Here is an 11,992-nt window from a genome sequence, read left to right as displayed (position 1 = left end):
CCACCGTCAGCCCTGCTCCCGGCGTTCAAGGCGGAAGATACGGATCTGCCGTTCGATCCGCGCCTGGTAGACGGCGTACGGCGGCCAGAACCGCAGCAGGTCCTGCCACGCCTCCTCCCGCTCGTCCCCCTCCAACTGCCGTGCCCGTACCGGAATGTCCCGCCCCAGGTAGCTGATCCACGCCTCCGGGTGCCGGCGGAGGTTGACCGTCCATGCCGGATGGCCCGGCCTGCCGAAGTTACTGCCCACCAGCAGCCAGCTCCCCCGCTCCTTCTCGGGCATGCATGCCAGCGGCGTACGCCGCGACTGCCCGCTCTTCGCGCCCGTCGATGTCAGCACGACTCCGGGCAACAGCTGGTTGCTGAGCATCGTCCGCCGGCCCGACAGCCGGTGCACGGCCCGGTCCAGCACCGGGATCACATGCGGTGCGAGGCGCGCGAAAGCCCTGGTGGACGAGATCTTCTGGACCAGCTTCACGCCGCTTTTCCCGGCCATCAGACGGCGACCGCCTCTCCCTCGCGCTCTCCTCCGCGCTCTCCCTCACCCGCCCCGAACAGCGCCGCGCGCTCCGCGGCCCGCGCGCGCAGCCGGTGCACGGGACCGAACAGCAGCTCGTCGCCTGCCGCGCGCTTGAAGTACAGGTGCGCCTCGTGCTCCCAGGTGAAACCCACCCCGCCGTGCAGCTGCACCGCCTCGGCGGCAGCCGGCCGTAGCGCCTCCAGCCCCTGCGCGAGCGCCAGCCCGCCTGCCGTGGCGGCCTCACCGGCGGACAGACCGGCCGGTCGGTCGGCTGCCCATGCCGCGTAGTACGCCGCCGAGCGGGCCGCCTGCAGCTGTACGTACACGTCCGCCAGCCGGTGCCGGACCGCCTGGAACGAGCCGATGGGCCGCCCGAACTGCTCACGCGTTTTGACGTACTCGACGGTACGGGTCAGCGCGCCGTCCGCCGCTCCTACCGCCTCGGCGGCCAGCACGGCGGCAACCCGCGGCCCGGCCGTCGCGAGCGCGGAGCACATGTCGTCGTTGCTTTCACCGAGCAACGTTGCGTTCACATCCCGCAGTTGCACCCGGGCCACGGCGCGCGTCTCGTCCAGCGCGGTCTGCCGGGTGCGCACGAGACCGTCGGCGGCACCGTCCGCACAGTCGACGAGAAAGAGCAACGTCCGGCTGCGGGTGAAGCCGCCCGTGTGCGCGGCGACGAGCAGCAGCCCGGCGCTGTGGCCGCCGAGCACCTGGTCCGCCTCCCCGTACAGCCGCCAGCCCTCCTGCGCGCCCCCCGTGCGGTACGACGCCTGCACACCGCCCGCGCGCCCGCCGCCTGCCCAGCCGTGGCCGGAACCGGTGAGCCCGAGCGCCGGGGCCAGGGCGCTGCCCGGGACGGCGAGGGCGGCGGTCAGCTCGCCGGAGGCGAGGCGGGGCAGCAGCAGGGCGCGCTGCTCCGGGGAGCCGAGCGTGGCAATGAGTGGAGCCGCGAGCACGGCCGTGGGCAGCAGCGGCGAGGGCAGCAGCGCGCGGCCCGCCTCCTCGAAGGCGAGGGCGAGTTCGAGCGTGCCGCAGCCGATGCCGCCGTACGCCTCGGGCAGCGCCAGGCCGGGCAGACCGAGCTGCCGGGCGAGGGTGTGCCACAGGGCGGTGTCGTACCCCGCGGGCGTCAGCACGGCCGCCCTCACCGCCGCGGGGCCGCAGCGGCGCGCGAGCAGCTCCCGCACGGTGCGCCGCATCTGTTCCTGCTCCTCGGTGAACGCGGTGTCCATCGGCGGCGCCCCCTCACGACTCCAGCAAGCTGACGGAGCGTCATATTAGAGAGGGCGGGACGGGAAGCCCAGAGTCACGCACCCTGCCATCGACAGCGATAGCTGATGTACCGTCAGTTTCATGCCGGTTGCCGACACCACCAGCCACTGGGGGTACCTCCCTGCTCGAAGAGCTTGGGGGAGGACCGGCCGCCGCGTCGCGGTCGCCGGAGTCGCGCTCTCCGACGCCGGGAAGGCCGATGCCGGGAAGGCCGACGCCGGGAAGGCCGACGTGGGGAGGCCCGACGCGGCGACGCCGTACGCGCTGCACGCGCAGGCCGCCCGCCGCGCCCTGGCCGACGCGGGGCTCGACCGGTCCCACGTGGACGGTCTCGCCTCGGCCGGACTGGGCACCCTGGCGCCGGTGGAAATCGCCGAGTATCTGGGACTGCGGCCCACCTGGGTGGACTCGACCTCCGTCGGCGGGGCCACCTGGGAGGTGATGGCAGCGCACGCCGCCGACGCCATCGCGCAGGGCCGGGCCGACGCCGTACTGCTCGTCTACGGCTCGACCGCCCGCGCCGACCTCAAGGCGGGCCGCCGCACCGCCAACCTCTCCTTCGGCACGCGCGGCCCGCTCCAGTTCGAGGTTCCCTACGGGCACACCCTCGTCGCCAAGTACGCGATGGCCGCCCGTCGGCACATGCACCAGTACGGCACCACCCTCGAACAGCTCGCCCAGGTCGCCGTGCAGGCCCGCGCCAATGCCGCCGCCAACCCCGAGGCCGCGTACCGCGAGCCGATCACCGTCGAGGACGTACTGTCCGGACCGTTGATCGCCGACCCGTTCACCAAGCTGCACTGCTGCATCCGCTCGGACGGCGGCTGCGCCGTGCTGCTCGTCGCCGAGGACCGGGTGCCGGACCTGGCCACCGAACCTGTGTGGATCCTCGGTTCGGGCACGGCCGTCTCCCATACGACGATGTCCGAGTGGGAGGACTTCACCGTCTCCCCGGCCGCCGTCTCGGGACGTACGGCCTTCGCACGCGCCGGAGTCAGCCCGCACGACATCGATCTGGCGCAGATCTACGATGCGTTCACCTATATGACCCTCGTCACGCTGGAAGATCTCGGCTTCTGCCCCAAGGGCGAAGGCGGCGCCTTCGTCGAGGAGGGGCGGCTGCTGCGGGACGGCGCCCTGCCGGTGAACACCGACGGCGGCGGTCTGTCCGCCTGTCACCCGGGCATGCGCGGACTGTTCCTCCTCGTCGAGGCGGTACGGCAGCTGCGCGGCGAGGCAGGCGAAGGCCGGCAGGTGAGGCGGCGGGACGGAACACTGCCCGAACTGGCCGTCGCCTCCGGGACGGGCGGCTGGTTCTGCTCCTCGGGAACGGTGGTGCTGGGGCGGCACTGAAGAACCCTCCCCGCTGCGCCATGAACGCAATGGGCGCCGCACAACTGCGCCCTGAACGCAATGGGCGCCGCACAACGGGTGCTAAGGGCGCTGGAACCGCTGGTACATGATGTGCAGCCCCACGTATCCGTGCTCCGGGTGCGAGAAGCCCTCCTCCAGCGTGGCGACGATCTCGAAGCCGAGCGACTTCCACAGCGCCACAGCACCGGTGTTGGTCTCCACCACGGCGTTGAACTGCATCGCCCGGTAGCCCTCCCGCCTGGCCCACTCCAGTGCGTGCTCGCCCAGCGCCCGGCCGACGCCCTGGCCGCTGTGGTCCGGGTCGACCATGAAGCTCGCCCCGGCAATGTGCGAGGCGCCGCCCATGTGGTTGGGGTTCATCTTGGCGGAGCCGAGTACGGCGCCGTCGTCGTCCACGGCCACGACGGTGCGGCCGGGCGGCTGCAGCATCCAGGTCGCGCGGGCGGAGGGCTCGTCCATGTCGCGGGGGTAGGTGTAGGTCTCCCCCGCGGCGACGATGCGCCGGAAGAAGGGCCAGATGGCCGGCCAGTCGGCTTCGGTGGCTACGCGGATCTGCACGGGCCCAGCATGCGGCAGGCGCGCCTTGCCCCGCCAGCGACTAACTCCGGGCGGGCCGGAAGACCGGTACGGCCGGCTCGTGGGCGCTCTCCTCGCCCTCAGCGCCGTCCGCCCTCCGGAACGCGACCCGGAGCTCCATTCCCACCCGTAGCGCTTCCGGCGGGCAGTCCGTGATCTCCGTCATCATCCGCGGCCCCTCCGCGAGCTCGACAACGGCAGCCACGTACGGAACGCGGGCACCGAACGGCGGCAGGTCGTTGCGGTGGACAACGGACCAGGTGTAGAGCGTGGCGTGCCCACTGGCCTCCTCCCAGCCGACGTCCTCGCTCCAGCAGCGCGGACAGAACTCCCGCGGGTAGTGGTGCGCGACGCCGCAGCCCTGTGCACGACAGCGGCGCAACAGCAGCCGCCCCTCGGCCGCCGCCTGCCAGTACGGTGCGGTGAACGCATCGATGTCCGGCAGATCGAACCGCTGCTGCACCGGCGGTGCTGCCCGCCCCGCTTCCGCTGCCTGCGCCGCTTGCCTCGCTTGTGCCGCTTGTGCCGCCGTTGCGTTCACGGAGCCCCCTTCGAGCTAGCAGCTACCTGACGGTACGTCAGTTCTAGGCGTTGCCGCATACACCCGCAAGGTGGGTGCACCGACCTAGGATGGTCGTCATGCCCATGTCCGACAGCGGCACACCCGTCCACATTCTCGGGGCCGGGCCCGGGGGCCTGGCCACGGCCGCGGCCCTGCGGGAGCGCGGCATCAGCGCGGTCGTACTGGAGCGGACCGACGCCGTCGGCGCCTCCTGGCGCAGCCATTACGACCGGCTGCGGCTGCACACCGCCCGGACCCATTCGTCCCTCCCCGGCCTGCCCATCCCCCGCGCGTACGGCCGCTGGGTCGCCCGGGCCGATGTCGTCCGCTATCTGGAGCGGTACGCGGCACACCACCGGATCGAGGTGGCGACGGGCGTCGAGGTGCACAAGCTGGAGCGGGCCGACGACGAAGAGCGGGCTGAGGCTTCCGAGGGCGGGCAGTGGGTGCTGCACGCCAACGGAGGGCGGCGGCTGACCGCGCCCGCGGTCGTCGTCGCCACCGGCTACAACCACACCCCGTACCTGCCCTCCTGGCCCGGCCGCGACAGCTTCACCGGCGAACTGCTGCATGCCTCCCGCTACCGCTCCCCCGCCCCCTTCGCGGGCCGCGACGTACTGGTGGTGGGCGCGGGCAACACCGGCGCCGAGATCGCCGCGGACCTGGTGGAGGGCGGCGCCGGGCGCGTACGGCTCGCCGTCCGGACACCCCCGCACATCCTGCGCCGCTCCACCCTCGGCTGGCCCTCGCAGCGCAGCGCGATCCTGTGCCGGAGGCTGCCGGTGCGGCTGGTGGACCGGATGGCCGCGCAGCTCACCAAGCTGTCCGTCCCCGACCTGGCTCCCTACGGACTGCCCCGCCCCGAGGCGGGCCTGTACACCCGGGCACGCGAGGGTGCCATTCCGGTGCTGGATGCGGGACTGGTGGACGCGGTGCGGCAGGGGAAGGTCGAACCGGTGGCTGCCGTCGAGTCGTTCGAGGACGGCAAGGTGCTGCTGGCGGACGGGGAGAGGATCAGCCCCGAAGTCGTCATCGCGGCCACCGGATACCGGCGCAGACTGGAGGACCTGGTCGGCCACCTGGGCATACTCGACTCCCACGGCCTGCCCCGCACCCACGGCCGGCGCCCCCACCCCAACGCCCCGGCCCTCTACTTCACCGGTTTCTCGAACCCGCTCAGCGGCAACCTCCGCGAACTGGCCCTGGACGCCCGCCGAATAGCCAAGGCCGTGGCCCGCGCAGCGCGGTGAACCTCGCGGGGGCGTCACCGCGCAGCGCTCCGCCGACGCCGAGCGCACTCCGCCGTCGTCGCGCGCGTTGCGCCCGGCCGATCCGGGGCCCAGCCCCTTCCTGACAGCGCCCGTCCCCTTCCTGACGTCCCGTCAGTTCAGTAACCTGACAGGGCGTCAGTTCCAGTTAGGCGCCAGTCCCAGGCAGGCCACCACACGGGAGTGGGCGAGAGAACATGCTCGGATCGACTCACGGGACCCTCACCATGACCCCCCGCTCGGCCCGGGTGCTGGCCTGCGGCGAGCGGGCCGTCGGCTCTGCCGTGCACGGCAGGGCCGACGGGGCCGCCGAGGCCGAGCTCGACGTCAGCGGGCGGCCGCTGCACGCGCCGGTGCCCGACCTGGACCGGTTCTTCCGGCCGGAGGCCGTGGCCGTCGTCGGCGCCTCGGACGCCGAGGGGCGGCCGAACGCGGGCATCACCCGTCGGCTGATCGCATGGGCCGAGCGGGTCGGCGCGCATCTGCACCCCGTGCACCCGAGCCGCCGCGAGGTCTACGGGCTGCCGTGCGCCCCCACCGTTGGCGCGCTGCCCGAACCGGTGGACGTGGCCGTGCTGCTCGTCGCCGACCCGCTGCCCGTGCTGGAGCAACTGGCGGAGACCAAGACCAGGTTCACCGTCGCCTTCGCCTCCGGCTTCGCCGAGACCGGCGAGGAGGGCGCAGCAGCGCAGGCCCGGCTCGCCGAGGCCGCCGCACGCTCCGGGGTGCGGCTGCTGGGCCCGAACACCAACCTCAACGCCTTCGAGCGGTTCCGCGACGACCTCGACGGCCCCGCCATCGCACTGATCACGCAGTCAGGCCACCAGGGGCGCCCCCTCTTCGCCCTCCAGGAGCTGGGCATCCGGCTCTCGCACTGGGCGCCGACCGGCAACGAGGCGGACCTGGAGACGGCCGACTTCCTCTCCTACTTCGCCACCCTGCCCGAGGTCGGTGCCGTCGCCGCGTATGTGGAAGGGCTCAAGGACGGCCGCGGCTTCCTGCTGGCGGCCGACCGCGCAGCGCGCGGCGGCGTGCCCGTCGTCGCCGTGAAGGTGGGCCGCACCGAGGCCGGCGCGCGTACCGCCGCCTCGCACACCGGGAAGCTCACCGGAGCGGACGCCACAGTGGACGCGGCGATGCGGCAGTTCGGCGTCATCCGGGTGGCCGGGCTGGACGAGTTGCAGGACACCGCCGCGCTGCTGGCCCGCGCCCGGCCGCCGCGGGCCGAGGGGGTGGCCGTCCACGCGATATCCGGCGGCACCGGCGCCCACTTCGCCGACCTGGCCACGGCCGAGGGACTGGACCTGCCCACCCTCTCCGCCGAGAAGCAGGCCGAACTGCACCAGTGGATCCCCCAGTACCTCTCGGTCGCCAATCCGGTCGACAACGGCGGGCACCCGGTGGGCGACTGGCGCGGCCGGAAAATCATCGACGCCATCCTGGCCGACCCGGACGTCGGCGTACTCGTCTGCCCCATCACCGGACCCTTCCCCCCGATGAGCGACAAACTGGCCCGGGACCTGGTGGCCGCCGCCGAAGAGACGGACAAGCTGGTCTGCGTCGTATGGGGCTCTCCCGTCGGCACCGAGGACGCCTACCGGCACACACTGCTGGGCTCCTCGCGGGTGGCGACCTTCCGTACGTTCGGCAACTGCGTACGCGCCGTCCGCGCCTATCTCGACCACCACCGCTTCACCCGCACCTACCGCTCCCCCTTCGACGACGCACCACGCACCCCCTCGCCCTCGCTGCGGAAAGCCGAGGCACTGCTGCGCCCCGGACAGCAGCTGAGCGAACACGCGGGCAAGCAGCTGCTGCGCGCCTACGGGATCCGCGTCCCGCGCGAGCAGCTGTGCACCAGTGCGGCGGGTGCGGTGCGCGCGGCAGCCCAGGTCGGCTACCCGGTCGTGATGAAGGCGTCGGCGCCGCAGCTCGCGCACAAGAGCGAGTACGGCCTCGTCCGCCTCGGACTCACCTCCGCCAGCCAGGTGCGGGACACCTACCGGGAGCTGACCGACATCGCGCACGCCGAGGGCATCGAGCTGGACGGCGTGCTGGTGTGCCAACTGGTCGACCCGGGCGTGGAGATGGCGGTCGGTATCACCCAGGACGAGCTGTTCGGGCCGACAGTGACAGTGGGGCTGGGCGGCGTGCTGATCGAGGTCCTGCGGGATGTCGCCGTGCGGGTGCCGCCGTTCGGCGAGGACCAGGCCCGCGCGATGCTCGGCGAACTGCGGGGCGCGGCACTGCTGGACGGCGTACGCGGCAGACCGCCCGCCGATACGGACGCGTTGGTGGAAATCGTGCTGCGGGTGCAGCGGATGGCGCTGGAGCTGGGCAGGACCAGCGCCGGCCCAGGCCCGGAGAGCGTGAGTGGCGGGCTGGCGGAGCTGGACATCAACCCGCTGGTCGTCCTCCCGCGCGGGCAGGGCGCGGTGGCGCTCGACGCGCTGGCCGTCTGCCGCTGAGCCGATCACCGACCGGCGCAGCGGCGCCCGTGAAAGGAGCTGCACGTTGATGTCCTCCCCTCGTGACACGGAGCCCTCGGCGGCCCCGGACGAATCCCTGGAAAAAGTTGTAGCGCAGGCCACTGACAACTCCGTGTCGTGGATCACCCTCGACCGTCCGCGCGCACTGAACGCGCTCACCTGGGAGCAGCGTGAGCGGCTCGTCGCGCTGCTCACCGATGCCTCGGCGAACCCGCACGTGAGGGCCGTCGTGCTCACCGGGCGGGGCCGCGGCTTCTGCGCGGGCGCCGACCTCAGGGGCACCCCCGGCGGCGGGGAACGGGTCGCGGGCGATGTGGCCCGTACGCTCGAACGGGGTGCGCAGCGGCTGGTCGCGGCCGTACTGGACTGCGAGAAGCCGGTGCTCGCTGCGGTCAACGGCACCGCGGCGGGGCTCGGCTGCCACCTCGCGCTCGCCTGTGATCTCGTACTGGCCGCCGAGGAGGCTTCGTTCGTGGAGGTCTTCGTACGCCGCGGCCTGGTGCCGGACGGTGGCGGGGCCTATCTGCTGCCCAGGCTGGTGGGGCCGCAGCGGGCCAAGGAGCTGATGTTCTTCGGTGACGCGCTGCCCGCGTCGGACGCCGAACGTCTCGGCCTGGTCAACCGGGTCGTGCCCGCCGACGCGCTGGAGAAGACGGCACGGGCCTGGGCCGAGCGGCTGGCGGCCGGGCCGACCCGCGCGCTGGCGCTCACCAAACGTTTGGTCAACTCCTCCCTGGACACGGACCGCGCGGCGGCCTTCTCCGCGGAAGCGTGGGCGCAGGAGATCAACATGACCACCCGGGACGCACGGGAGGGCGTGGCCTCCTTCACCGAGCGGCGCGGACCCGGATTCGAGGGACGATAGAGCGCCGTGGTTACTCTGGAGTTGCCGAGCGCACGACGGCACCGGGAACCCTGTGCCTCCGACCTTCCAATCTGACGAAGCATCAGGTGCAATGAACCCATGATGGGACACGCTGGAATGGCAGCCACCGCGGTGCGCTATCTGCGCACCGCCGGCGCACCGTCCGCCCGTGCGGCGCACGGCCCCGCACGGGACACGCGGCGCACCGAGCGGGTCGCCGAGCCCGGCGCGCTCCCCAGGCCCGAGCTGCGGGCCGTACGCGAGGACGAGCGCGCCCCCGTCGACCCGGCCCACTTCCGCCGGGTGCTGGGCGGCTTCGCCTCCGGCGTGACCGTGGTGACCGCACCGGCGGCGGAGGGGGAACCGGGCCCTGCGGGGTTCGCCTGCCAGTCCTTCGCGTCGCTCTCGCTGGAGCCGCCCCTGATCTCGTTCATGGTGGGCCGCAACTCCACCAGTTGGCCCCGCATCGCGCGGGCAGGCGTCTTCTGCGTGAACGTGCTCACGGCCGGTCAGGGCGAGCTGTGCCGTGCCTTCGCGGTGAGCGGCGCCGACAAGTTCGCCGGAGTCTCCTGCTCCCCCGCGCCGGTCACCGGCTCACCGCTGCTTGCAGGTGTGGCGGCCTGGATCGACTGCGAGATCCACGCCGTACACACGGGCGGCGACCATCTCATCGTCGTCGGCCGGGTACGCGCACTGGACGCTGCGGAGGGTGAGCCCGAGCCGCTGATCTTCCACCGGGGCCGGCTGGGCACCTTCGCCCCGGCGGACACCGAGGGCTGAATCCGCCGCCGACCGCCGAGGAGTGCGGTCACGCGGAGTGCACCTCCAGCCCCGTACGGCCGGGGGCGAGCTCCGGACGCAGCACCAGATCGGCGTCGTAGTCGCCGCCCGCCTCGTAGCGGAAGGGCAGCGGGGTGAGCGTGTCCAGGTTCCGCAGCCGCTGACGCAGCTCCTCCCGGCGCTCCTTGACGTCCGCCTCGGTCGCGCGGTCGGCGCCGTAGACGACGAACGGGGGTAGCGCCGCCATGCCCGTGTACCAGAACGTCCCGTGGTGCAGCGGGAAGAGCACGTCGTTGACGTACCCGTGGATGCCGCGCGGACCGAAGCTGGAGGGCCGCGCCCCGACCGAGGTGACGACCATGGCCCGCTTGCCCGCCAGTCCGCCGTCCCCGTAGCGCCGGGTACGGCCCTCCGGGTCCTGCACGCCGAACGCGAAGCCCTGCACCAGCACCCGGTCGAACCAGCCCTTGAGGATGGCGGGCGGACCGAACCACCACAGCGGGAAGTGGAAGACCAGGGTGTCGGCCCACTGGATCTTCTCCTGCTCGGCCCGGATGTCCCCACTGAGCCCGCCTGTGCCGTACCCGTGCTCCTGTGCGTCCCCGACCAGCAGTCGCTCCTCGGGCCGCTCCCTGCCGGGAAAGTCCGCACCGTCGATGACCGGCTTCCAGCCCATCGCGTACAGGTCGGACTCCCGAACCTCATGGCCGGCTTCCCGCAGTGCGGCGACACCGGTGTCGCGCAGTGCGGCGTTCAGGGAGCGTGCTTCCGGGTGGGCGAAAATCCACAGTGTCTTCATGCCATTGAGCATGCGTCCGGCTGAGAGCCGAAACGAGTGGCCAGATGGACGGCTAGTGCAAGATTCTGGCCACCCACTCACGCGCCACCCGCTCAAGCCGCCGCCCGCCGCCCTCGCGCCTGGGTGCTCTACAGGGCAGCCGGTTGCCGGGTACCGCGCCGGACCACCAGTGCCATCAGCGCCGCAATCGCACACAGCACGCCCGTCCCGGTCCACGCCAGGTCGTACGTCCCGGTGGCATCCCGTACCAGCCCCGCCAGGAAGGCGATCAGCGAGGCACCGGCCTGGTGCGAGGCGAGCACCCAACCGAAGACGACCGCACCGTCCGCACCGAAGTGCTCCCGGCACAGCGCCATGGTGGGCGGCACGGTGGCGACCCAGTCGAGGCCGTAGAAGACGATGAAGAAGAGCATCGGCGGCTGCACACTTGCGGCGAACAGCATCGGCAGGACCAGCAGCGACAGCCCGCGCAGCCCGTAGTAGACCGCCAGCAGCCGGCGTGCGTCGAAACGATCGGTCAGCCAGCCGGAACAGACCGTGCCGACCAGGTCCAGCAGTCCGATGAGGGCCAGCAGGGAAGCGGCCACGGGCACGGCCATCCCGTGGTCGTGCGCCGCAGGCACGAAATGCGTGCTCATCAGCCCGTTGGAGGAAGCGCCGCAGATCGCGAACGAACCGGCCAGCAGCCAGAAGACCCGGGTGCGGGCGGCGTCCCGCAGCACCGACAGGGTGCGCCGCAGTGCACCGCCCGTATCCGCCTTGGGGGTCACGTAGTCGGCCCCGGCACCGTACGGACGCACCCCCACGTCCTCGGGGCGGTCCCGCAGCAGCCACACCACCAGCGGCACGACAGCGAGCGCCGAACCGCACACCACCAGTGAGGCGGTCCGCCAGCCGGGCCCTTCCACAAGCAGTGCCACCAGGGGGAGGAAGACCAGCTGGCCTGTGGCGCTTCCCGCGGTCAGGATGCCGCTGACCAGACCGCGCCGGGCGACGAACCAGCGATTGGCCACTGTTGCGGCGAAAGCGAGCGCCATGGAGCCCGAACCGACGCCCACCAGGAGGCCCCAGCAGAGCACCAGTTGCCACTCGGCCCGCATGAAGACCGTCAGACCACTGCCCGCCGAGATCAACAGCAGCGCCGCTGTGACTACCTGGCGTATGCCGTAGCGCTCCATCAGTGCGGAGGCGAACGGTGCAGTGAGCCCGTACAGCAGGACGTTCAGTCCGACGGCGAACGAAATGGTGCCGTGCGACCAGCCGAACTCCTCGTGCAGCGGGTCGATGAAGACGCTGGGTGTCGCCCGGAATCCGGCAGCCCCTACGAGCGCGACGAAGCACACCAGGGCGACCCACCAGGCACGGTGCACACGCGGTCGTACGGTGCGCAGTTCGGAGGGCGGCTGGGAGTGCGGTTCAGCAGAGTCGGCGCCGCCCTTCCCGGACGGCCGCGGGGAGAGGGTCTCAGTCACGCGGACCAGCCTG

General features: G+C 72.4%; 11 protein-coding genes. 5 read left to right on the top strand and 6 right to left on the bottom strand.

Features of this window, described 5'->3' with window-relative positions; translation table 11 throughout:
* Positions 1-6: 6 nt before the first annotated feature.
* A complete protein-coding gene (locus tag ACTWP9_RS28230) occupies positions 7-495 on the bottom strand; it encodes a nitroreductase/quinone reductase family protein (protein ID WP_443249118.1) in 489 nt (162 codons plus the stop codon).
* The gene (locus tag ACTWP9_RS28225) at positions 495-1,754 is read right to left on the bottom strand and encodes an acyl-CoA dehydrogenase family protein (RefSeq protein ID WP_443249117.1); all 1,260 of its coding nucleotides are present in this window, start codon (positions 1,752-1,754) and stop codon (positions 495-497) included. The genes ACTWP9_RS28230 and ACTWP9_RS28225 overlap by 1 nt, the downstream gene beginning before the upstream one ends.
* A 121-nt stretch (positions 1,755-1,875) precedes the next feature.
* On the opposite strand from ACTWP9_RS28225, the gene ACTWP9_RS28220 reads away from it, so the two are divergent.
* Positions 1,876-3,147, top strand: coding sequence for a thiolase C-terminal domain-containing protein (locus ACTWP9_RS28220; protein ID WP_443249116.1), 1,272 nt, complete (start codon positions 1,876-1,878; stop codon positions 3,145-3,147).
* 81 nt (positions 3,148-3,228) lie between these two features.
* Here the strand turns inward: ACTWP9_RS28220 and ACTWP9_RS28215 are convergent, their stop codons facing one another.
* Both ACTWP9_RS28215 and ACTWP9_RS28210 read right to left on the bottom strand, forming a co-directional pair.
* Positions 3,229-3,726 carry a GNAT family N-acetyltransferase gene (locus ACTWP9_RS28215; RefSeq protein WP_443249115.1) on the bottom strand — a complete coding sequence of 166 codons (498 nt, stop codon included), beginning with the start codon at positions 3,724-3,726 and terminating at the stop codon, positions 3,229-3,231.
* 40 nt (positions 3,727-3,766) lie between these two features.
* Positions 3,767-4,207 carry a Zn-ribbon domain-containing OB-fold protein gene (locus tag ACTWP9_RS28210; protein ID WP_443249193.1) on the bottom strand — a complete coding sequence of 147 codons (441 nt, stop codon included), beginning with the start codon at positions 4,205-4,207 and terminating at the stop codon, positions 3,767-3,769.
* A gap of 182 nt (positions 4,208-4,389) precedes the next feature.
* Here ACTWP9_RS28210 and ACTWP9_RS28205 point away from each other — a divergent pair, with 182 nt between their 5' ends.
* The 4 genes from ACTWP9_RS28205 (at position 4,390) to ACTWP9_RS28190 (ending at position 9,708) form a co-directional block, all read left to right on the top strand.
* Positions 4,390-5,556: a flavin-containing monooxygenase gene (locus ACTWP9_RS28205; RefSeq protein ID WP_443249192.1), complete on the top strand. Its 1,167-nt coding sequence runs from the start codon at positions 4,390-4,392 to the stop codon at positions 5,554-5,556.
* Between the two features lie 215 nt (positions 5,557-5,771).
* Complete coding sequence (locus tag ACTWP9_RS28200; protein WP_443249114.1) at positions 5,772-8,042, top strand: acetate--CoA ligase family protein; 2,271 nt, start codon at positions 5,772-5,774, stop codon at positions 8,040-8,042.
* Positions 8,043-8,091: 49 nt separating this feature from the next.
* On the top strand, positions 8,092-8,928 hold the full coding sequence (locus tag ACTWP9_RS28195; RefSeq protein WP_443249113.1) for an enoyl-CoA hydratase/isomerase family protein: 837 nt from the start codon (positions 8,092-8,094) through the stop codon (positions 8,926-8,928).
* Positions 8,929-9,027: 99 nt separating this feature from the next.
* Entirely contained in the window at positions 9,028-9,708 is a 681-nt protein-coding gene (locus ACTWP9_RS28190) for a flavin reductase family protein (protein WP_443249112.1), read from the top strand.
* Positions 9,709-9,736: 28 nt separating this feature from the next.
* On the opposite strand, the gene ACTWP9_RS28185 is transcribed toward ACTWP9_RS28190, so the two are convergent.
* On the bottom strand, positions 9,737-10,507 hold the full coding sequence (locus ACTWP9_RS28185) for an NAD(P)H-dependent oxidoreductase (protein ID WP_443249111.1): 771 nt from the start codon (positions 10,505-10,507) through the stop codon (positions 9,737-9,739).
* A 128-nt stretch (positions 10,508-10,635) separates the two neighbouring features.
* Positions 10,636-11,979, bottom strand: a complete 1,344-nt coding sequence (locus ACTWP9_RS28180; RefSeq protein ID WP_443249110.1) for an MFS transporter — start codon at positions 11,977-11,979, stop codon at positions 10,636-10,638.
* Between the last annotated feature and the right edge of the window lie 13 nt (positions 11,980-11,992).

Source organism: Streptomyces sp. 3N207 (assembly GCF_052246355.1).
In the GTDB taxonomy this organism is placed as follows: Bacteria; Actinomycetota; Actinomycetes; order Streptomycetales; family Streptomycetaceae; genus Streptomyces.
This window is presented reverse-complemented; position numbering and strand designations above follow the sequence as displayed.